9 protein-coding genes are annotated in these 23035 nt (G+C 73.6%); 2 read left to right on the forward strand and 7 right to left on the reverse strand.

All coding sequences use genetic code 11. The features are described 5' to 3' along the window. Positions 1-3 precede the first annotated feature (3 nt). Positions 4-1440 (reverse strand): NAD(P)/FAD-dependent oxidoreductase, encoded by a 1437-nt coding sequence (locus P3T37_RS02985; protein ID WP_280721800.1) that lies wholly within the window; start codon positions 1438-1440, stop codon positions 4-6. 354 nt (positions 1441-1794) lie between these two features. Between P3T37_RS02985 and P3T37_RS02990 the strand changes: the two genes are divergently transcribed. Then, entirely contained in the window at positions 1795-2250 is a 456-nt protein-coding gene (locus P3T37_RS02990) for a hypothetical protein (protein ID WP_280721801.1), read from the forward strand. An 81-nt stretch (positions 2251-2331) separates the two neighbouring features. Further along, positions 2332-2805: a hypothetical protein gene (locus P3T37_RS02995; RefSeq protein ID WP_280721802.1), complete on the forward strand. Its 474-nt coding sequence runs from the start codon at positions 2332-2334 to the stop codon at positions 2803-2805. 69 nt (positions 2806-2874) lie between these two features. Here P3T37_RS02995 and P3T37_RS03000 read toward each other — a convergent pair whose 3' ends face one another. Genes P3T37_RS03000 through P3T37_RS03025 form a run of 6 tightly spaced genes read right to left on the reverse strand, consistent with a single transcriptional unit; the run spans position 2875 to position 22801 of the window. Beyond that, positions 2875-3582 (reverse strand): class I SAM-dependent methyltransferase, encoded by a 708-nt coding sequence (locus P3T37_RS03000; protein WP_280721803.1) that lies wholly within the window; start codon positions 3580-3582, stop codon positions 2875-2877. Further along, the gene (locus P3T37_RS03005) at positions 3579-4322 is read right to left on the reverse strand and encodes an alpha/beta fold hydrolase (RefSeq protein WP_280721804.1); all 744 of its coding nucleotides are present in this window, start codon (positions 4320-4322) and stop codon (positions 3579-3581) included. Before P3T37_RS03005 ends, P3T37_RS03000 begins: the two co-directional genes overlap by 4 nt. After that, complete coding sequence (locus P3T37_RS03010; RefSeq protein WP_280721805.1) at positions 4319-5425, reverse strand: Gfo/Idh/MocA family oxidoreductase; 1107 nt, start codon at positions 5423-5425, stop codon at positions 4319-4321. The genes P3T37_RS03005 and P3T37_RS03010 overlap by 4 nt, the downstream gene beginning before the upstream one ends. After that, complete coding sequence (locus P3T37_RS03015) at positions 5422-6579, reverse strand: saccharopine dehydrogenase NADP-binding domain-containing protein (RefSeq protein ID WP_280721806.1); 1158 nt, start codon at positions 6577-6579, stop codon at positions 5422-5424. The genes P3T37_RS03010 and P3T37_RS03015 overlap by 4 nt, the downstream gene beginning before the upstream one ends. Beyond that, complete coding sequence (locus P3T37_RS03020; RefSeq protein WP_280721807.1) at positions 6576-12068, reverse strand: non-ribosomal peptide synthetase; 5493 nt, start codon at positions 12066-12068, stop codon at positions 6576-6578. The genes P3T37_RS03015 and P3T37_RS03020 overlap by 4 nt, the downstream gene beginning before the upstream one ends. After that, positions 12065-22801, reverse strand: a complete 10737-nt coding sequence (locus P3T37_RS03025) for a non-ribosomal peptide synthetase (protein ID WP_280721808.1) — start codon at positions 22799-22801, stop codon at positions 12065-12067. Before P3T37_RS03025 ends, P3T37_RS03020 begins: the two co-directional genes overlap by 4 nt. Between the last annotated feature and the right edge of the window lie 234 nt (positions 22802-23035).

The raw sequence follows: 23035 nt of genomic DNA on the forward strand, positions 1-23035 counted from the left end.
TCGTCACCTCGACGTGGTCAGGTCGGCGTCGGCGGCGGGACGCGGCGGCCGGACCCGGGCGGTGTCGGCCTGCTCGCGCCGCAGGCCGAGCCGGGGGGAGGTGACCAGGCGCAGCTGGGAGTCGGTGTCGTAGAGGTCGCGCGGCAGGAGCTCGACCAGGTGGAGGTTGTCCTCGTTGGCGGCCGCAGTCGACTCGGCGGGCCCCCTGCCGTGCTGGGCGTCGTAGAGGTCGGAGATGCCGCCGACGATCTCGACGAAGGCCGCGTTGGGCGTGATCGCCTGCTCGGCGGGCGTGCCGGTGAGCTTCTGCGCGAGCCAGAAGTAGCCGGCCTGGCCCTGGTACTGGTCGTACATCCGGGCCACCATGGCGAGCATCCGGGTGTAACTGTGGCGGTAGAGCGACTCGTAGAACGCGTTCGCCTCGCTCTCGGCCACCTCGCCGTCGAGGACGGCGACGATGGAGGCGGCGGCGAGCAGGGCGCTGTACGAGGCCAGGTGCACCCCGCTGGAGAGCAGCGGGTCGAGGAAGCAGGCCGCGTCGCCGGCCACGAAGTAGCCCGGGCCGCAGAAGTCGGCGGAGACGTAGGAGTAGTCCTGCTCGACCTTGGCGTCCGAGATCCGGGTGTCGCCGTCGAGCAGCGAGCGGACCGTGTCCGACTCCTCGACCAGCGCGGTGAGCAGCCCTTCGAGGGAGTCGTGGTCGCGGCGCCGCTCGCGGAAGGCCGTCTCGTGCATGACGAAGCCGACGCTGCGGCGGCCGCCGCGCAGCGGGATGACCCAGTACCAGCCGTCCGGGGAGGAGATGATGTTGCTGCCGCCCTGGGGGGTGTCCGGCAGCAGCTCCTCGCCGTCCCAGTAGCCCCAGATCGCCACGTTGCGGAAGACCTCGTGCCGGGTGCGGTTGCGGAAGTGCTGGGCAGTGAGGACACCGGCCCGGCCGGAGGCGTCGACCACGTAGTCGAAGCTGGTGGTGTGCAGCTGGTCGGGGGCGTCACCGCTGACCCACTCGGCGGCCACCGGGCGGTCGCCCTCGAAGACGATCCGCTTGACGGCGGCGTTCTGGACGACCCTGGCACCCTGATCCGAGGCATTGTTCAGCAGCAGGTGGTCGAATTCCGACCGGTCGACGGACCAGGAACGTACTTCGGGCCCGAACATCTCGGTCCAGTCCGCACACCAGTCCTTCTCGGCGCCCCAGCGGAACAGTCCGCCGTGCTTGTTCATGAAGCCGAACTCGTCCACCTTCTCCACGGCTCCGGCGAGCTCCAGGACGGCTCGGCAGGAGGAGGCGAGGGCCTCCCCGATGTGGTAGCGGGGGAACACCTCCTTCTCCAGCAGGAGGACGTCGACGCCCGCCCGGGCGAGCAGCGCGGCCGAGAGTGAACCGGCCGGACCGCCGCCGATGACCAGGACTTTCACCGAGGTTGTAGTGGGCTCCACTTGGCTCTCCATCAGATCGTCTACGCACAGGACTGGCGCCCACCTTAGAGGCCGTTCGGCCCAGTGCCGTATCCGCCGTTAGGCCAGTCGAGGGCATCGTGATCTTCGCTCGGGGATCTTCGTATGAGTGGAGTTGTTAGCCCATATGGTCGTCTCCGCAGAGTTCATGCGAATGGATGAGTCGATTCGATCATGACGCCCAGTCAGGTCCCGGTATAGTTCTTTTCGTTCGCGCACGTCGTTTTGAGGTCCGGATTCCGGCCGGGGGCGACCTTTGCGTGGGCAGTCGTTGACATTGTGCGTTCACGTTCCAGTTCGCGTAGAACAAGAAGTAGAACAAGAAGGGGTTCCCTCATGACGTCAACCCGACGGCTTGCGATGGCCGTCCTGTGCTCCACCTCCCTCGCCGCCGCGCTGGTGGCCGCGACCCCCGCGGTGGCGAGCGCGCCGGCCTCGCACCGCGCCGCCTGTGGTGCGTCGGCCGCGGACTACGACGGGACCTTCGCGGGCGCCTTCGACAACAACGCCGCCGCCACCCTCTCGGTCACCTTCGCCGCGCCGCAGAAGGTCACCACGCAGTGGTCCGTCCAGGGCTGGAACGGCTCCGGCAAGGGCGAGTACGAGCTCAGCGCCACCGGCCCGGAGTGGACGAACTCCGACACCGTCGACGGCGCGCTGACCGGTGTGGACTCCGAGGTCTACCGCAGCGTGAGCGTCACGTGCGCCAACGGCAGCAGCACGGTCGCCACGATCGCCGGCCTCGTCGACTCCGGCAAGGCGGAGATCCCGTTCACGATCAACCGTCAGTAGTCCCGGGCCGTCCGTCCGGGCGGACGGCCTGTCGCACCACCTCGGCCGCTGCAATGTGCATTCAGTAGAAAGGCGTTCCCCATGATGTCAATCCGACGGCTCGCGCTGCCCCTCGCGTGTGCCACCGCCCTCACCGCCGCGCTCGTGGTGGCCTCTCCCGCCGTCGCCCTCGCGCCGGCGCAACACCGGGCCGGCGCCTGCGGCGCGGCGGTCCAGGACTACAACGGCAGCTTCTCGGGCAGCTTCGACAAGTCCAGCGGCGACACCATCAACGTCGCGTTCACCGCGCCCCAGTCGGCCGAGACGAACTGGACCGTCGAGGGCTGGACGGGCCACGGCAAGGGCACCTTCGAGCTCACTGCCGGCGGTGTGAAGTGGAACAACTCCGACCTGGTCGCCGGCCCGGCCACGGGCGTGGACACCGAGGAGTACCGCAGCCTGGAGATCAGCTGTGACGACGGTACGAGCGAGGTCGCCGTCATCCGCGGCGAGGTCTCCGCTCCGACCGCGAGCGGCACCGTGAAGTACCCGTTCACGGTGGTCCGCGACGCGTAGTCCCGCCCGCGTTTCACGGTGATGGGCTGGTCCGCCGTCTCGGCGGTGGACCAGCCCATCGGTGCGTCATCAGCGGACCAGGACGCCCAGTTCGGGGGTGATCTGCTTGGCCGTCAGGCCCGTCTCGGCGGCCAGGTCCTCGATGCCGAAGGTGTACCACTCGTGCGTGACGTCCACCTCGCGCACCACCCGGCTCCCGCGCAGCACCCGCCAGGTGGCGGCCCAGCGCATCCGGTCCGGACCGCAGGGTTCGCCCGACAGCCAGGCCTCGTAGTCCTGCTCGCCCAGCGTCTGGCGGGCGATCCGCATCGGCGCGACCGACTGCGGGGCCCGGACCGCCATCAGCTCCACCAGGACCGGCGCACCGGCGGGCAGGCGGTCGAGCAGCTGGCTCCATAGCTCGGCCCGCTCGGCCCGGTCCAGGTAGCCGAGCACCCCGCAGATCACCGCGGCCGAGAGCCGGTCGGGGAGTTCCATCTCCTGGGCGGTGGCGGCGAGGACGGTCACCCGGCGCCGCAGGTCCTCGTCGCGGACCACCCGGCTGGTCAGCGCGGCCCGCATGCCGGGCGACGGCTCGACGGCCAGGATCCGGGCCTCGGGCAGCACGCGTCCGATCACCGCGGTCGCCCGCCCGGTGCCGGCCCCGAGGTCGAGCACCGGGCCGAAGCCGGTGTCCGTCCCGGCGAGGGCGGCGGCGAGCAGCGGGTCGCTCTGCGTCCAGTGCTGGACGCCGACCAGGTCGTAGAACTCGGCGGTGGGGGAGTAGTAGTCGATCACGGTGAACAGGCCTCCGGCATCGTGAGAGTGAGGGGGAGCAGGCATTCGGCGAGGGCTGCGGCCACCTGGCGCCGCTGCGGCACCAGGTAGAAGTGGTCGCCGGGAAAGGTCCGCAGGGTGAAGGCGCCGGTGGTGGCGTGCGCCCAGTCGCCGGCCTGGTCGAGCGTCAGCTCGGTGTCCTCCAGGGCGGCGAACGCCGTCACCGGGCAGTCGAGTCGGCGGCCCAGCGGCGGGCGGTAGGTCTCGATCAGCTGGTAGTCGGCCCGGATGACGGGGGCCATCAGCTGCCACAACTCGGCGTCCTCGAACAGCAGTCGGCTGGTGCCGCCGAGCCGGTCGAGCTCGGCGCGCAGGGCCGCGTCGCCGCCCAGGTGCACCGATCCGGCGCTCACGTGCTCGACCGGCTCGCGCGCCGAGACGATCAGGTGAGCAGGGCGCGGCAGCCGCAGGGCCACCTCGTGGGCGACGGCGGCGCCCATGCTGTGGCCGAAGAGCGCGACAGGCGGCCCCAGAGCCTCCACCTCCGGGAGGACGGCTTCGGCCAGCGTGGTCAGGTCGGTGACCAGCGGCTCGGTGAAGCGGTCCTCCCGGCCGGGGTACTGCACGGCCAGCAGCTCGATCCACGGCGGCAGCAGCTCCGGCCAGCCGCGGAAGGCGCCGGCGCCGCTGCCCGCGTGCGGGAAGCAGACCAGCCGTACGGCGGCGTCGGGCCGGGGCAGGTAGCAGCGCAAACTTGTCATACCGGTAGCTCCTGCATCAGGTCGGCGGGGTGGACGGGCGGGGACTGCGCCCCGCCGATCAGCTCGGGCCGGCCGAGCCGGGTGGTCAGGTCCAGCCACATCCGGCTCACCGTCAGGTCGTACTGGCCGCGCGAGGACCCCGGGCCGTCGTCCAGGATCGCCGTGCGCAGCTCGCCCAGCGCGTGCCGGATGCCGTCGGGCCACAGCTCGGCGAAGGTCCGCCGGAACGAGCGCGGCTGCTCGGCGCCCAACGGTGAGCCGGTCGGCTGGTCCAGGTGCTCGGTGCCGGGGCCGTCCAGTGCGAGCCGGCCGTCCTGCTGCCGACCGACGTGCAGCCGGGGGTTCCAGAGCACCGGACCGTGCGTGTCGGCGAGCGTGAGGGTGCCCGCGTCGGTGCCCAGCGAGACGGTGTGCAGCAGGTGGGCGTGGTTGTCGGGGTCGCCCGGGTCGAGCTGGTTCTGCACCCGCAGCGTCAGCGGCACCCCGGCGACCGCGCCGTGCACCAGCCGGAAGGTCACCGGCGCGCCGGTGGCGGCCCGGACCTCGGCGACGGGCGCCGGATCGGTGAACGCCCACGGGCCGAGCCCGCCCAGCGCCCGGCCCAGGATGTCGAGCAGCGGGAGCAGCACCTGACTCGCGCACGCGGCGTCCACGTACCGGCAGGTCCGCAGGGCCCGCAGGGCCTGCGCGGCGGCGAGGAAGCGGCGAACCGGCTCGACGTGCGGATAGAACGCGTTGAGCTGGTACCGGACGCCGTGCGCGCGCGCCGCCCGCAGGCAGGTGGCCACCTCGTCCGGATGGGCGGGCTGCTCCTGGAGCACATGGACGCCGCGGGCCAGCAGCGCCCGCGCCAAGTCGCCGCCCGCGCCGCCCGCCACCGCCGCGCGGACCACCACGCAGGCCACGTCCACGTCGTCCGGCAGCTGCTCGACGCCGGTGTAGTACGGCACGCCGTACTCGGCCGCGCAACGGCGTGAGCGCGGGCTGTCGTTGGCCAGCACGCCGACCAACTCGAAGTCGGGCGAGGCGGTTTGCAGGGCCTGGAGGTAGAAGGTGCCGAACACCGTGCCGCAGACCACCGTGCGCAGCGGACGCCCGTTCACAAGGCGCCCACGGCGGCGGCCAGTTCGAGCGGCCCGCGCGAGACGTCCAGCGTGGTGCCGGGGACCGCGGCGATCCGGCGGACACTCTCGCCCGCGTCCAGCACCTCGGCCGCGAAGTGCAGCCCGGCCGGGATCTCGCCGGCCAGCGTGGCGGCCACGGCGAGGGCGCCGACGGTGGCGGTGAGCCGGTAGCTGTCGCGGGTGCCGAGGACAGCCGTGGCGGCGCCGGCGGGGGACTCCAGCGCGAACACCATCCGGAAGTACGGCCGGCGTCCCGTCAGGTCCAACTCGGCAGCCCGGACCAGCCGGTCGGCGGCGGTGGCGAGCGGCTCCCGGCCACCGCTCAGGGCCGCGAGCAGATCGCGGACCCGGCGGCCCGGGAACACGTTGAACCAGTCCAGCTCGTCCAGGCCCAGCGCCCGGGCCAGCCGCTCGGCCTCGGTGCTCAGATACGGCTGGAGGGAGACGGAGGTGGGGAAGTACGGCAGCTCGGCGGCGTCCCGGGCGCAGAGCGCCCGGCTGACCCGGCGGCCGTGGCGCCAGGCGGCCAGCGACTCGCCGAACGGGTTGCCCCCGGACCGGTCGCCGTCCACGGAGAGCAGCAGGTCGGCGGCCACCGTCCGGCTGCACCGCTCCAGGCCGCCGGCCCAGACCGTCAACCGCCCGCCGATTCCCGGGTGTTGGCCTTCGGAGGCCAGCCAGCGCGGCAGCAGCCCGGACAGGCCCGGCAGCATGCCCGCCGACAGCACCACGCTGCGCCCGGCGCCCGCCAGGTCCACCTCGCGCAGTTCCTCGTAAGCCGGGTCGTCGCCCGCGACGTCCACGCAGTGCGCCCCGGCGGCCAGCGCCGCCAGGGCGACCCGCCCCCGCACCTCGTACGAGGGGCCCGCGCAGTTCAGCACGACCGCGCAGCCCGCGCAGAAGGCCGCGAGGCTCGCCCGGTCGTCCAGGTCCACCGCGACCGCCTGCGCCGTGCCGCCCGGCAGGCCGGCCGCCACCGCGGCCACCGCGTCGAGCCGCCGACCGCCCAACCGCAGCCGCTCGACGCCCAGTTCGCGCAGCGCGAGCGCCGCGTCCCGCCCCACCACGCCGGATCCGCCCAGCACCCCGACCACCGCGGTGCCCGTCCCTTCGCCCGTCCCTTCGCCCGTCATGAGCCGGCTCCGCCGAGCAGGCCGCGCACGGCCGCCGCCCGGTGTCCGGCGATGCAGGCGAAGTGGTCGCCCTCGATCTCGTGCACCCGCAGCTCGCCCAGGCAGATCCGCTGCCAGTAGGCGTTCATGTCCTCCTGGAGGCCGGGGACGAAGCTGTACGTCCCGGTGTGCGACAGGAAGGTGAGGTCGCCGACGTAGGGTTCCGGCCGGTGCCGGGTGACCGCGAACAGGCTGTGCCGGAAGATCCGGTAGTTCCGGGCGAGTTGGTCCCGGTCGAGCGACGCTCCCTGCAACTCGGCAGCGTGCGCCAGGGCCGCGAGACGCTCCTCGGCGCTGCGCTCGGCCAGCGCGGCGAAGGCCGTGCCCACCTTGGCGTGCTCACCGTCCAGCGCGGCGAGCCGTCCGGCGTCCAGGCGCCCGGGGGTGGTCGCGAGCACGGCCTCGATCGCCTGCCCGAGCGCCGCAGGGTCCGCCGGGAAGCCCACCGACGCCGGGTCGACGCCCAGCGAGAGGGCGAAGGTGTACTCGGCGAGCAGCTCCTCGTGCACCTCGAACGAGGGGCGGTAGCAGCTGATCACGGTCAGGCTCGCGACCTCGGCCCCGCCCTCGGCCAGCGCCCGGGCCACCTCGGTGGCGATCAGCCCGCCCATGCAGTAGCCGACCACCTCGAAGCGCCGCTCGCCGCCGGCCAGCAGCTGCCGCGCGTACTCCCCGCCCAGCCGGTTGATCAGCAGGGCGGGGTCGGTGTCGAGGTAGCGGGTCGCCGAGCCGGCCTCCAGGCCGACCACCGAGCCGGAGGCCGGCCGGCTGCGGTACTCCTCCAGCAGGGCCTGGTACGGCAGCAGGGTGCCGCTGCCGTCGTGCACCAGCACGGTGGTCGGGCCGTCGGCCGGGCCCGCGACCAGCAGGGTCGGCGTGCTGGGACCGTCGGCCTGCGGGGCTTCGGGGGCAGCGGCGCCACGCAGGAAGCCCGCGAGCGCGGCCACCGTCGGCCGCTGGAGCATCTGGCGCAGCAGGTGCTCCCACTCGATCCCGGCCGCCGCCGGCTCGTCCTCCCGCAGACGCCCGACCAGCCGGGCCACCAGCAGGGAGTCCCCGCCGAGCCGGAAGAAGTCGTCCTCCCGGCTGACCCGCGGGCACTGCAGTACCTCGGCCCAGAGCGCGGCGAGCCGCCGTTCGAGATCGTCGGCGGGCTCGGCCGCCGGCGCGGTCCCGGTGCCGGGTTCGCCGCCCGGTGCGGGGATCCGCCGGCGCAGGGCGGACCGGTCGATCTTGCCGTTGGGCGTCAGCGGCAGCTCGTCCAGGATCTCCAGGTGCGCCGGCAGCATGTGTTCGGGCAGCCGCTCGGCCAGATGGCCGGTCAGCTCCTCGCGGGTCAGCCGGACCCGGTCGGTCTTCAGCTGGGAGAAGAAGATCTGCTGCCCGGCCTGCGCGAGGACGTCGTCGGCGGGCGGGAAGCAGAGCCGGACGTCGGCGCCGGCGGCGGCCAGCAGGTCCGTCCACTGCGCGTGGGTCAGGAAGGTCTGGTCGGCGGCCTCGCGCAGGTCGCTGAAGCCGCCGCTCAGCCCGTCGACGAACTCCATCGAGACCAGCAGCGGATGGCGCTCGACGGTGGCCTCCATGAAGACCAACCAGCCGCCCGGCGCCAGCAGTTCGCGCAGCCGGTGCAACGCCACCGCGGCGTCCTTGGCGTTGTGCAGGACGTTGGCGCAGAGGATCACGTCGAAACTGTTTGCTGTCAGGCCCTGTTCGCAGGCGTCCGCGTTGACGTCGAAGAGGCCGTAGCGCACCCACGGGTACGCGGCGAAGCGCTTGCGGGCCTCGCCGAGGAAGAACTTCGAGATGTCGGTGAAGAGGTAGTCCACCTCGAACCCGGCCAGCGCCGGGATCAGGTCGATGCTGGTCCCACCGACGCCGGCGCCGACCTCCAGGATCCGCAGCGGACCGGGGTGGGTGCGCGCGGCGGCCAGTTCGCGCAGCCCGGCGACGGCGACCCGGTTCAGCGCGCGGCTGACCAGGTTGTCGCGGTAGGCGGCCTCGGCCACGTCGAGGTTGCCCTGCGGGAAGAGCAGCTCCAGCGGGTCCTCCTCGCCGCGCAGCAGCTCGGCGAGGTGCTCGCTGCTGGTCCGCACCAGGCGCAGCAGGTCGGCGCCGTAGTCCAGTTGGCGGCCCAGCTGCTCGACGCGCCGCCAACCCTGCTCCGGGTCCACCGGATCGGTGGCGGGCAGTCCGCGGTACCGGCCGGTGGTCGGGTCGTGCCGCAGCCGGCCCGCCCGGGTGAGCGCGCGCAGCCAGCGGCGGACGGCTCGGGCGTGCCGGGCGTGCGCGCCGAGCCCGTCCGCGACCTGCTGCGCGGTGTGCGCGCTCTCGGGTGTGGCGAACAGCCCGGCGGTGCGCAGCGTGCGGGCGATCGCGGTCAGCGCGACCTCGTCGGCCAGGGCGAGGAACTCGCCGAGCAGCTCGCGGTCGACCTCGGCGCCGACCTCGGCACCGGCGGCCTCGGCTGCGGCGACAGCTGTCCCGGCGTAGCTCATCGGCTGGCCGGGCCGGGTGGTCGCGAAGGCCGCCAGCCGCCGCTGGGCCGGCTCGTCGTCGGACACCAGCGCCACCGCCGACGCCACCGCCGGATGGGCCTCGACGGCCGCGGCGAGCTCGGCCGGCTCCACCCGGTGCCCGCGGATCTTCACCTGGTCGTCGATCCGGCCGAGCAACTCGATGGCGCCGTCCGGCAGGTAGCGCCCGAGGTCGCCGGTGCGGTACATCCGCTCGCCGCTGCGCGGGTGGGTGCGGAAGCGCTCGGCGGTCCGGGTGGCGTCCCCCAGGTAGCCGAGGGCCAGGCCGGCGCCGGTGATGTACAGCTCGCCCGGCACCAGGTCCGGGCGGTCGTGCAGGTCGGCGTCGAGCACGTGCCAGCCCTGGTTGGCCAGCGGCGTGCCGTACGGGACGCTTGCCGTGCCGGCGGTGGGATCGATGGCGTGGATGATCGACCAGATCGCCGCCTCGGTCGCGCCGCCGAGGCTGACCAGCTCGCACTGCGGCAGCCGTCGGCCGATCCGCTCGGCCAGCGGGACGGGGATCCAGTCGCCGGAGAGCAGCGCCAGCCGCAGCGAGGCCGGGTCGGCGCCGTCGGTACCCAAGTAGCTGTCCAGCATCTGGAGTTGGGCGGGGACGGAGTTCCACAGGGTGATCCGGTGCCGGGCGATCAGCTCGGCCCAGTGCGCGGGGTCGGCGCGGCGCTGCGGGTCGGGCAGCACCAGCGCGCCGCCGCGGGCCAGCGGGCCGAAGACGTCGTAGACCGAGAGGTCGAAGCCCAGGGCGGCGAGGCCGAGCACGCGGTCGTCCGGGCCCACCGCGAAGCGGTCGTTGACGTCGCTGACGGTGTTCAGTGCGGCGCGGTGGCTGATCATCACCCCCTTGGGCGTGCCGGTCGAGCCCGAGGTGTAGATCACGTAGGCGAGGTCGTCCGGCGCGGCGTCGCGCAGCGGCTCCCGCACCGGCGACTGCGACTCGGTCGTCCCGTCGACGGTCAGCACCCGCAGGCCCGGCAACTCGGCCGCGCACCAAGGCTGGACGAGTACCGTGGCGACCCCGGCGTCGGCGAGCAGCGTGTCCCGGCGGGCCGCCGGCTGGTCGGTGTCGACCGGCAGATAGGCGGCGCCGGCGAGCAGCGTGCCGAGCACGGCGACCACCTGCTCCCAGCCCTTGTCCATCAGCACGGCGACCACCCGGCCCGCCGGGTCGCCGTCGGCGGCCAGCTCCTCGGCCACCGCAGCGGCACGCGCCAGAAGTTGACGGTAGGTCAGTTCGGTGGCGCCCGCGATCACGGCCGTCCGGTCTGGGGTGGCGCGTGCCTGGGCCACCACGCCGGCGTGCAGCAGTCCGTCCGGCAGTGGCCGAGCGGTCCGGTTGACCTGGGTGCGGCGCTCGCGCTGGGGGGCGGGCAGCTCGACGACCGACGGGAGTTCCCACGCCTGGTCACAGGATGCCAGCCGCCGCACGGCCGCCTCGAAGGCGGCGAAGGCGTCCTCGGCCAGTCCGTCGGGGAGGACATCCCGCCGGACGTCCCAGCCGAGCAGCAGGGAGTCGTGGTGCTCCATGACCTGGCAGTCGATCCACACGTGCGGGGTGCGGCTGTGACCGAGGACGATCTCGCCCTCGCGCAGCCGGGTTGGGGAGTCCTCGCCCCCGACGCCCACCGTGCTGGTGAAGACCACCGGCATCAGCGCGGCGTCCTGGCCCCGCCGGCGACCGAGCTCGCGCAGGATCTCGACTCCGGAGCAGGCCTGGTGGTCGAGGTCCTGCCACAGCTGAGCCTGGGCGGCCGCCGCGCGGGACGCGAACGACCCGCCCGCCGAGGTGTCCAGGGTCAGCAGCTCGACCGAGGTGAAGTCGCCCACCAGTCGGCCGACTTCGGGGTGCAGCGGCAGCCGGTTGAACATCGGCAGATCCAACGTGAGGACGGGCCGGGCGCTCCAGCGGCCGACCACCTCCGCGTAAGCGGTGAGCAGCGCGACGGTCGGGGTCACCCCGTGCGCGGCCGCCCGAGCGCGCAGCTGCTGCCAGGCGTCGGCGGGCAGTCGGGCCTGCAAGCGCTCGAAGCGCGCAGCCGTACCGGCGGGCACCCGCGCGGCGCGCGGCAGGGCGGGTGCGGGGGCCAGCGACCTGGTGTCGCCCGCGGGCCCGTCCTCGTCCAGGCGGCTCCACCAGTAGGCGCGGTCCTGCTCCAACCTGCCGTCGCGCAGCTGCCGTTCGGCCGCGAGGTAGTCCCGGTAGCCGATCTCCAGCGGGGGCAGCGGCGAGGTGGGCCGCAGGCAGAGCTGCTCCAACTCGCCCAGCAGCAGCTGGACACTGGCGTAGTCGCAGATCAGCAGGTCGATCGCGAGGTGGACGACGACGTGCAGCGCCGTCCGGGTGACCCGCAGCTCGTGCAGCGGCCACTGCTCGGGGCGGAAGTCGCGGGCGGACAGCTCGGCCCGGGCGCTCTCGATCGCCTGCTGCTCTTCGGCCGCCGAGACGAAGCACGCGTCGGTGACCGGGACGTGCTGCTCGGGAACCTCGGCCAGCACCTGCTGGTAGCCGTCCGGGTGCACGATCGTCCGCAGCGCGTCATGACGATCCGTCAACTGCTGCCAGGCGTCGGCCACCAGCGCCGGATCGAAGGCCGGGAACCGGACCTCCAGATACGCCTGGCAGCCGACACCGCCGAACTCGTAGGCGCTGCTGCGGCCCAGCAGGTACGAGGACTGGACGTCGGTGAGCGGGAACGGCTCGTACCTCGCCGCCGGGTCGGGCGTCAGCCGCGGGCCGGCCGCGCTGCGCCGCAACTCCGCGAGCACGGCGGGCTTGTGCTGCCGCAGCCGGGCGAGTCGCTCCTCGGTCATCACGTGCCGGGGGGCGCGGTAGCGCAGGACGCCGTCCTCCTCCCACAGCCGGACGCCGATGTTCTCAAGTTCACCGATGAGTTCACCGATGAGTTCGCTGACCGTCACAGTGAACCGTCCTCCGTGTCTTCGTCCTCGATGCCGAGGAATTGGGGCCCGATGAGCGTGGCGAGCCCGGCGATGGTGGGCGCGCCGAGTAGCTGGCGCAGGGAGATCTCGCAGCTGAAGCGGTCGCGCAGCCGTTGGACCAGGCGCGTCGCCTGCAGGCTGTCGCCGCCCAGGGCGAAGAAGGTGGCGTCGCGCGCGACAGCGGCCGTGCCGAGCAGCTCACCCCACAGCTCGGCCAGCGCCGTCTCGACCGGGCCGCGCGGGGCCTCGCCGGTGAGCGAACTCCCGGTGTCTGCCAGGGGTTTGAGTGCCGTGCGGTCGACCTTGCCGTTGCCGGTCAGCGGGAGCGCGTCGAGCAGGGTGATGCTGGTGGGCCGGGCGTACGGCGGCAGCCGGTCGACCAGGAACTCCTGGAGCGCGGCCGGATGCGGGCCGGGGGCGTCGGCGGTGACGAAGGCGTGCAGGCGGTAGGCGCCGCGTTCGCCGACGGGGACGACGACGGCCTGTCGTACGTCGGGATGGGCCGTGAGGGCCGCCTCGGTCTCGCCGGGTTCGAGGCGGTGGCCGTTGATCTTGAGTTGGTGGTCGGTGCGGCCGAGGAATTCGAGGGTGCCGTCGGGGTGGTAGCGGGCGAGGTCGCCGGTGCGGTACCAGCGGGTGCCGTCGTGCTGGACGAACTTCTCGGTGGTTCGGTTCGGATCTCCCCGGTAGCCGTCGGCCAGGCCGAGACCGCCGATCCAGAGTTCGCCGGGGACCCAGTCGGGGGTGTCGTGGCCGTGGGGGTTGACGGTGCGGTGGTGTTGGTTGCGCAGCGGGCGGCCGTAGGGGATCGAGGTCCAGTGGGCTGGTACCTGGGTGATGTCGTGGTGGTTGGACCAGATGGAGGCTTCGGTGGCGCCGCCCAGGGCGGTCAGGCGGCAGTGGGGGAGGTGGGTGGTGAGGCGGGGGTGGAGGTCGAGGCCGACCCAGTCGCCGGAGACGAGGGCCAGGCGCAGGGAGTCCGGGAGCTGCGCGGGCTCGGCTGCGGTGAGGAGCATGTCCAGGAGCATCGGGACGCTGTTCCAGAGCGTGACGTGGTGGTGGTTGATGAGGGTGAGCCAGGCTTCGGGGTTGCGTCGGTCGTTCTCGTGGGGGAGGACGAGGGTGGCGCCGGTGGTGAGGGTGCCGAAGATGTCGTAGACGGAGAGGTCGAAGTCGAGGGCGGAGAGGGCCAGCAGGCGGTCGTCGGGGCCGACGTCGTAGCGGTGGTTGATGTCGTGGATGGTGTTGAGGGCGGCGTGGTGGGTGATTTCGACGCCCTTGGGCTCGCCCGTGGAGCCTGAGGTGAAGATGACGTAGGCGAGCGCGTCGCCGGCCACCGGCACCGGCGCAGCCAACGGCTCGTACCCGTCCGCGGCGGCGATCTCGGCCTGCGCGAGGGTGAGCCGGACGCCTCCGGTCGCCAGCATCCGGGCGCGCCGGCTGCTCGGCTGGTCCGGCCCGATCGGCAGGTAGGCGCCACCTGCGGCGAGCACCCCCAGCACGGCGGCGATCTGGTCGGGCCCCTTCGGCAGCGTCACCGCCACCGGCTCGGCCGGCTGCACGTCCCGCGCCCGCAGCAGCGCGGCGATCCGCAGCGCGCGCTCGGCCAGCTGGCCGTACGTCAACTGGCCGTACGTCAGAAGGCTATCCGAGCCCCAGCGCAGGGCGCAGCGGTCGGGGTCTGCGGCCGCCCGCGCGAAGAAGCCCCCGTGCAGCGTCCCGGTCGGCAGCGGGCCGGCCGTCGCGTTGACGGCGTCGCGGACCGCGCGCTGCGCCGCGGGGAGCAGCGCCGGGGTCGGCGCGGACCAGTCCGTCCGGCAGGCCCAGTCGAGCAGGTCGCCGTGGGCGGCGAACATCGCGTCGAGCAGTCCGGTGGGGAAGAGCTCCTCCACCGCGTCCCAGGTGATCAGCAGGCCGCCGTCGCGGACCATCACCTGCTCGTCCAACCAGACCTGCGGCGTCTGCGACACGCTCCACACCGGTCGGCGCAGACCGTCGCTGAGCGCGTCGGCCACCCCGAGGGCGCTGGTGAAGACCACGGGCAGGGTCGCCTCGGTCGCGGCGGCGGGCCCCGCGCTCTCGCGCAGGAGTCCGAGGACGGGCGCGCCGCGGTGGTCGAGGTCGTGCCACAGCCGGTCCTGCAACCGCCGGACCCTGGCCTCGAACGACTCGTCCGGCGCGGGGTGGTGGGCCACTGGCAGCAGGGAGGTGAAGTCGCCGAGGACGCGCTCGATGTCGGCGTGTACGTCGCGGCGGTCGAACAGGGTGAGCGCCACGGTCAGTTCGGGATCGGTGCTCCACTTGCCGAGCACCTCCGCGTAGCAGGCGAGCAGCACGGCGGAGGGAGTGAAGCCGTACTGCCGGGCGCGGTCCTGCAACAACTGCCAGCGCTCGGGAGCGAGCCAGCTCTCCCGGCGGGTGAAGCGCGGCCGGGCGACGGCGGTGGGGTCGGTGGCGAGCGGCAGCGCCGGTGGCGGCGGAAGCTGCGGGATGCGCCGGCGCCAGTAGGCCGACGAGCGGTCGAGTTCGCCCGGATCCGGCGCGACCTGACAGGCGTAGTCGCGGAACGATACGCCGATCGGCGGGAGTTGGGCGTCGGGGTCGCGGTAGAGCTGATCGAGTTCGGAGAACAGGATCATCATGCTCAGCCCGTCGACCAGCAGGTAGTCGAGGCCGATGCCGATCCGGGTGCGGCCGTCGCCGTGCCGGACGGCGCGGACGTCGAAGAGCGGCCAGCGCGACGGGTCGAGGATCTGGTGGGACATCTCCTCGCGCATCGCGGCGGGTTCGGTGGTGATGGGGATGGTGAGCGGGGGAACCTCGGCCAGGATCCGCTGGCTGCCGTCCTCGTCGAAGACCGCGCGCAGCATCTCGTGCCGGGCGATCAGCCGGTTCCAGGCCGCTTCGAGCCGGACCAGGTCGAGGTCGCTCTCCTCGAACTCGCAGTAGTAGTACGACCCGACGCCGCCGAGGGTGAAGGCCGAGGACCGCCCGACCCAGTAGGCGCGCTGCAACTCGGTCGGCGGGAAGGGCTGGTGGCGTGCCACCGAATCGGCGGAGATACCGGCGGGCCGGAGGTCGGCCGGCGGCGCGCTCTCCGGACTGAGTGTCGCGGCGAATTCGGCGAGCAGGGGCGCGGTGAACAGCGCGCTGATCGCGGCCCCCGCGACGCCGGCCGCGCGCAGCCGGGTCACCACCTTGGTGGCGAGCAGCGAATCGCCGCCCAGCGTGAAGAAGTTGCCGTCGCACGAGGGTGCGGGTACGCCCAGCACCTCGGCCCACACGGCGCTCACCAGCAACTCGGCTGGCGTCTGCGGCGGTTGGCCGCCGGACGGTCCGGCTGCGGGCTCCGGGGTGCGGGCGGCGAGGGCGGCCCGGTCGACCTTGCCGTTGGCGGTCAGCGGCAGTTCGTCCCAGGGCGCGATGAGGCTTGGCACCGCGTGCCGGGGCAACCGCTCGGCGAGGAAGGCGCGCAGGGCCTCCGGGGTGACCTGGTGGCCGGTGTCGGGCACGGTGTGCGCCACCAACTGCCGCCGCGCACCGCTGTCGTCGACGGTCACCACCGCTCGGCGCACGCCCGGGTGGCTCGCCAGGGTGGCTTCGATCTCGCCGGGTTCGAGGCGGTGGCCGTTGATCTTGAGTTGGTGGTCGGTGCGGCCGAGGAATTCGAGGGTGCCGTCGGGGTGGTAGCGGGCGAGGTCGCCGGTGCGGTAGTAGCGGGTGCCGTCGTGCTGGATGAACTTCTCGGTGGTGCGGGTGGGGTCGTTGCGATAGCCGGTGGCGAGTCCGGTGCCGGCGATCCAGAGTTCGCCGGGGACCCAGTCGGGGGTCTGGTGGCCGTGGGGGCTGGTGGTGTGGTGGTGTTGGTTGGTGAGGGGGTTGCCGTAGGGGATGGAGGTCCAGGCGGGGTCTACGTCGCGGACCTCGTGGGCGTTGGACCAGATGGAGGCTTCGGTGGCGCCGCCGAGGGCGATGAGGCGGCAGTTCGGGTGGTGGGTGGTGAGGCGGGGCTGGAGGTCGAGTGGGACCCAGTCGCCGGAGACGAGGGCGAGGCGGAGGTGGGTGCTCGATTCAGCGGACGGGGTGGCGGTGAGGAGCATGTCGAGCAGGGTGGGGACGCTGTTCCAGAGCGTGACGTGGTGGTGGTTGATGAGGGTGAGCCAGGCTTCGGGGTTGCGTCGGTCGTTCTCGTGGGGGAGGACGAGGGTGGCGCCGGTGGTGAGGGTGCCGAAGATGTCGTAGACGGAGAGGTCGAAGTCGAGGGCGGAGAGGGCCAGCAGGCGGTCGTCGGGGCCGACGTCGTAGCGGTGGTTGATGTCGTGGACGGTGTTGAGGGCGGCGTGGTGGGTGATCTCGACGCCCTTGGGCTCGCCGGTGGAGCCGGAGGTGAAGATGACGTAGGCGAGGGCGTCGCCGGCCACCATCACCGGCGCAGCCAACGGCTCGTACCGCTCGTGGTCCGCGAAGGACAGCACGGCGACCCCGTCGGGAGCCCGTTCGTCCGGCGCCGCCGTGGTCAGCACGCAGTCGACCCCGGCCCCTCCGTACAGCCGCTCCCGTCGCGCGGCGGGCTGGTCCACCCCGACCGGCACGTACGCCGCACCGGCGGCCAACACGCCGAGAACGGCCGCGATCTGGTCCGGGCCCTTGGGAAGGTGGACGGCCACCGCGCCGCCCGGCCGGACGCCGTTCGCGGCCAGCAGCGCGCCCACCCGCCGTGCCCGCAGCGCCAGTTCGCCGTACCCGAGGCTGCCGCCGTCCCAGACGCAGGCCGTGCGCTCCGGCTCCCGCTCGGCGCGGGCGAAGAAGGACTCGTGCAGCGTGCCGCTCGGCAGCGGCCCGGCCGTCGCGTTGACGCGGGCCCGGACGGCGCGCTGCTCTTCGGGCAGCAGGTCGGGGACGGGCGCGTCCCAGTCCGAGGCGGCGAGCCAGTCCAGCAGGCGTCCGTACGCGTCGAACATGGCGTCCAACAGCCCGGCGGGGAACAGCTGTTCCACCGCGTCCCAGTCGTAGTGCAGGCCCCGCGCCGAGTCGTAGACCTGGTTGTCGAGCCAGGTCTGCGGGGTCTGCGAGATGCCCCAGACCCGGGGCAGCAGCCAGTCGGCGAGGTCGAGCGAGAGGTCGTGCGGGGTGCCCAGCGCGCTGGTGAAGACCACCGGCATCGCCCGCTCCGCGCTGCCCGCCGAGCGGGCCAGCTCGCGCGCCACCCGGACGGCCGACCAGGCGCGGTGGCTCAGGTCCTCTCCCAGGCGCTGCTGGAGGGCGCGGGCCCGGTCGAGGAACCCGGCGCCGGGTGAGGGCCGGTAGGCGACGAGCAGCAGCGAGGTGAAGTCGCCCACCACGTCGTCGACGGCCGGATCAACCTCCTGCCGGTCGAACAGCGTGAGGTTGACCGTGAGTTCGGGGTGCGCACTCCACCGCCCGAGCACCTCGGCGTACCCGGCCAGCAGCACGGCCGACGGTGTCAGCCCGTACGCCCGGGCCCGGTCGGTGACGGCCTGCCAGCGGTCGGCCTCCAGCAGCCCCGAGCGGCGCACGAATTGCGGCGCGGAGACCTCCGACGGGTGGGCGGCGAGAGGCAGTTGGGGCGCCGGCGGCAGATCGGCCAGCCGGTGCGTCCAGTACCGCCGGGCGGCCTCGGAGGCCTCGGCGGACGGCGTGGCCTGGAGCAGGTAGTCGCGGAACGACAGGCCGTCGACCGGCGGGAGTTGGGCCTGCGGATCGCGGTAGAGCCGGTCCAGCTCGTTGAGCACGATCATCATGCTGCGGCCGTCCAGCACGATGTTCTCCAGGCTCACCCCCAGCCGGGTGCGCTGCTCGCCGTCCTGCCCGTATTCCAGTGCGCGCAGGTCGAGCAGCGGCCACCGGGCCGGGTCGCGGACCTGGTGCGACATGGCCGCGCGGAACGCGGCGAGCGCCTGTTCGGCGCTCCCGGCCGCCGCCCGCTCGACCGGGATCGCCACCGTCGGGACCTCGGCCAGGATGCGCTGGTCACCGTGCTCGTCGAAGACGGCCCGCAGCATCTCGTGGCGGGCGATCAGCTGGTTCCAGGCCGCTTCGAGGCGGCCCAGGTCGAGCCCGGGACCGTCGAACTCCAGGTAGTAGTGCGCGCCAACGCCGCCCAGCGGCAGCCCGGCGGCGCGGCCGGTCCAGTAGGCGCGCTGCACGTCGGTGGGCGGGAAGGGGTCGTGGCGGTGCGCGGGATCGGCGACGACGGCGGTGCCCGGCGCGTCCGGCGCGGTCCTGGTGACGCCCGCGGCGAGATCCTTCAGGACGGGGGAGGCGAACACCGCGGACAGCTCCACGGCCAGCCCGGCGGCGCGCAGCCGGCTCACCAGCCGGGTGGCCAGCAGCGAGTCGCCGCCCAGCGCGAAGAAGCTCTGGTCGCGGCCGACCCGCGTGACGCCCAGCACCTCGCACCAGACGGCGGCGAGCGCGCTCTCCACCGGCCCGCACGGCGGGTCGCCGACGGCGAGTGCGGCGGACCCGGCGGGTGCGGCGGCGGGGAGCAGGCGCTCCAGCGCCGAGCGGTCCACCTTGCCGTTGGCGGTGAGCGGCAGCGCGGCCGCGCCGAACAGCTGGTCGGGGATCATCGCGGCCGGCAGCCGGACGGCCAGCCAGTCGCGCAGCGCGGCCTCGTCCGGCAGCCCGGCTTCCGGGGCCTTGGCGGCCCGCAGCAGCACGTGCCCCTCGTCCGGGGCGGCCGATGACGGGCGGAGGCCGGCCGCCGCCAGCACCTGGTGCCACTCCGCGACCGGGAGCAGCGCGGTGCGCCGCTGCCGGCGGACGGGGTCGAGCCGGGTGAAGCCGAGGGTGGGCAGGGCGGCGGCGATCAGGGCGAGCGGCGGGAGTTCGGTCCGCTCCAGCGCCAGCAGCAGGCCGTCGGGCGCCAGTAGCAGCGCGCTGAGCTCCGCGCCGTCGGCCGGGTCGGCGTAGGTGTGCAGCGCGTTGTCGGCCACCACGACGTCGAAACGGCCCAGTAGTTCGGCCGGGACGAGTCGGCCCGTCAGCTGCCGATAGGTGAACTGGCCGGACAAGTCGGCCAGTTGTTCCTCAGCCGCGCTGAGCCGGGTGCCGGACTCGTCCAGCAGGGTGTACCGGTGCCGGGCGTGTGCGGCGGCCAGCAGCCGGGCCAGGCGGCCGCCGCCGGCGCCGAGCACGGCGATCTCCAACGGTTTGGTCGTACCCGGCAGTTCGGCGATCAGCGCGGCCGCCGCGCGATCCGCGCCGGGGGAGTGGGCGGCGAGCGCTTCGGGGGCGAGCACCGGGTCGTCCAGCAGCGTCAGCGGGTCGAGATCGCCGCGTACCACGGCGGCCAGGTCATCGATCCGTTCGGCCAACCGTGCTGCCACCACAGCGAGTTGCCCGTCGACCGGAGGAGCACTGGAGGCAGGTCGGCAGACAGCGGGCAGTCGCGGACCGGCGGCGTAGCCGTCCCGGTCGGCGGTGAGCACACCGCGCGCGGCGAGCCAGTCGAACCAGAGGCTCAGCAGCGGCTGCCACTCGGGCGGCGCCCCCCAGCGCCGGGCCAGCTCGGCGAGCGGCGCGGACGTGCCGGTGATGCCCGCCTCACCGGCGGCGAGCCGGGTGAGGACGTACTCGACCACGCGCGCCTCGGGGTCCGCCTCCGCGTGCTCGAATTCGGCACGCGGGCCCGGCAGGGGAGGTGCCGCCGGGAGGGCCGAGCGGCCGGCCACCGGTGTCGCCACCGCCACCAGCCGCTTGGCCCGGCCGTCGCCGACCGCGGCGACCGTGCAGCGGCCGACCGCCGGGTGCGCCTGGAGGGCGGCCTCGATCTCGCCCAGCTCGGTGCGCACGCCGCGGATCTTGACCTGCCGGTCGATCCGGCCCAGGAACTCCAGGGTGCCGTCCGGCCAGTAGCGCCCGCGGTCACCCGTCCGGTACCAGCGGCCGCCCTCGTGCGGCACGAACCGCTCCGCCGTGAGCCCGGGGTCGCCGAGGTACCCGAGCGCCACCCCGGCACCGCCGATCCACAGCTCACCGGCCACCCAGTCGGGGCGGTCCAGGCCGCCCGGCCCGACCACCCGGAACCGCTGGTTGCGCAGGGGGAACCCGTACGGGACGGACGTCCAGGTCGCCGGGACGTCCGTCACCTCGAAGAGGTTCGACCAGATCGACGCCTCGGTCGCGCCGCCCAGCGCGACGAACCGGCAGGCCCCCCGGGTCCGTTCGGCCAGCCGTCCGGGCAGGTCGAGGCCGATCCAGTCGCCCGACGCCAGCGCGAGCCGCAGCCCGTCCAGCCGCAGGGAGGCCGTGGTGAGCAGCATGTCGAGCAGAACCGGCACCGAGTTCCACACGGTGACCCCGTGCCGGCCGATCAGCTCGGCCCAGGCCCGGGGGTCGCGCCGCTCGCTCTCGTGCGGCAGGACCAGCGTGCCACCGGCGGAGAGCAGACCGAAGATGTCGTAGACCGACAGGTCGAAGTCGAGCGCGGAGACGGCGAGCACCCGGTCCTCGGGGCCGACTGCGAAGCGCTCGTTGAGGTCCACGATGGTGTTGACGGCCGCGCCGTGGGCGACCGCGACGCCCTTCGGCTCGCCGGTGGTGCCCGAGGTGAAGATCACGTAGGCGGGCGCCTCGGCCGGTACCGGGACGGGTTCCGCGAGCGGCGGGTGCGCGCAGGCCGTCGCGACGTCCAGCGCCGACACCGTCGCGGGGAGGTCGGCGGGGGCGGGCCCGTGGGTCAGCAGCAGCCGGACGCCGGCCCGCTCCAGGATCCGCTGCCGCCGCCGGGCCGGCTGGTCGACGCCCACGGGGACGTAGCTGCCGCCGGCGGCGAGCACGCCGAGCACCGCCGCGATCTGCTCGGGCCCCCGGGCGATCGAGACGGCCACCGGCTCGGCCGCCCGCAGACCGCGGGCGCGCAGCGCGCCGGCCACACCGAGCGCACGCTGGGCCAGCTCGGCGTACGTCATCGCCGAGTCCTCGCCTTCGAAGCCCCAGAGCAGCGCGGGGCGCTCCGGCTGCTGCGCGGCGCGTTCGAAGAAGCCCTGGTGCAGGCGGACGACCGGGCGGGGCCCGTCGGTGGCGTTGACCCGCGCGCGGACGGCCTGCTGGCGGGGCGGCAGGGCCGGGCGGACCGGCCGGTCCCAGACGGACTGCTCGGCGGCGAGGCGGTCGATCAACTCCCGGTAGCAGGCGAACATGTCGTCGACCAGCCCGGCCGGGAACAGCTCGTCGACCGCGTCCCAGCACAGCTCGACGCCACCGTGCGACTCGTACACCTGGTGGTCCAGCCAGACCTGCGGGGTCTGCGAGATCATCCAGCCCAACTCGCCGATGGTCTCCCTGACTTCGCCGTCCACCAGGTCGTTGCCCAGGGTGCAGGCGAACACCACGGGCGCGCGCCGCGGCTGGCCCCCGGGCGCCTCCTGCGCGCGGGCCAGGTCGCGCAGCACGTCCACGCCGGAGTACGCGCTGTGCGCGGCGCAGGCCCTGAACTCGGCCTGAAGCGCACGGGCGCGCTCCAGGAACGAGGACTCGGCGCCGACGTCCACGGTGAGCAGCAGCAGGTCGGTGAAGTCGGCGACCATGCCGGGGACGGCCGGGTGGACCGCGTCGCGGTTGAACAGCGGCAGGCTGAGCAGGAATCGGGGGCTCTCGCTGAACGCGCCGAGCACCTCGGCGTACGCGGCGGCGAGCGCCATCGCCGGGGTGCTGCCGCCCTGGCGCGCGCGGCGGCCGAACCGCTGCCAGGCGTCCGGCTCCAGGCGGTAGCGCCGCCGGGTGAAGCGCGGCGCGCCGATCCGGGCGGGGTCGGTGGCCAGCGGCAGGCCGGGCCCGTCCGGGAGGTCGGCGAGCCGCTCCTGCCAGTATGACTGCGCCTCCCGGCTGGCCTCGGCGCGCCGGACCGACTGGTCGGCGAGATACTGCGGGAACTCGAACTCTGATGCCGCTGAAGGGAGTTCGGGAGACTGGTAGGCGCGGGCGAGGTCGGCCAGCAGGATTCTGATGCTCTCGACGTCCGCGACCAGCAGGTCCACGCCGAGGTGGACGCGGGTGGCCGCACCGGGGAGCAGCGAGAGCTGCACGTCCAGCACCTCGCCCAGCTCCACGCGCAACCGGCGGTGCGAGAGCGCGTCCCGGACGGCAGCCAGCCGCTCGGCCCTCAACTGCTCGGCCGCGTCGCGCAGATCGTGTACCCGCAGGCCGGGCCAACCACCCTCCGGCATGATCTGCTGCGTGCCGTCGTCCAGGAACCGCGCCCGCAGCATGCCGTGCCGGGCGAGCACCGCGCGTACGGCGGCTTCGAGCCGCTCGGGCACCAGGTCCGCGCCGTCGAACTCGAAGTAGGCGTGGCAGCCGACCGATCCGAGCACCTGGTCCTCGCGCCGCCCGATCCAGTAGGCGTGCTGCATCGGCGTCAGCGCGAAGGGCGCCTGCGGATCCAGCTCCGTCACCGTCCGATCAGCTGCCTGCCCGCTGCGCGGCTCCGGCAGCTGCGCGGCGGCCAGTGCCGACCAGCGGGCGATCGTCGGCTCCTGCGCCAGCGCCGGGAAGGTCACCGGCACCCCCCGCCGACGCAGCCAGCCGGCCAGCGTCATCGTCCGGATCGAGTCCATACCGCGCTCGGCGAGGTCCTCGGTGTCCCGCAGGTCCCGGGCGTCGCAGCCGAGCAGGTCGGCGACCGCATTTCTGAGTGCGTCCGGTGTGAGGTCAGTGGCCGAAATCCCGTGCTGCGGTGAAAGCATCCCTCGCCCATCGCTCGGATAGCAGTGTACTTGTCCTACTGCCGCACAGAAGGTTGTGCGTCCAGAAACTAATACACCACGCTTCCCGCTCTCGGCAAAAGTCACCTCGGTGTCCGACGGTGAATGGAAATGGCGCTAAAGTACGCCGGGGCACGGCGGTTGGATTGTGCACGACCGCATGATGCGCCCCGCCTTGCACCTCCTCACGTCTCCTCGGGAATATTCGGATCAGTG

The sequence above is a fragment of the Kitasatospora sp. MAA4 genome, assembly GCF_029893355.1.
GTDB lineage: Bacteria > Actinomycetota > Actinomycetes > Streptomycetales > Streptomycetaceae > Kitasatospora.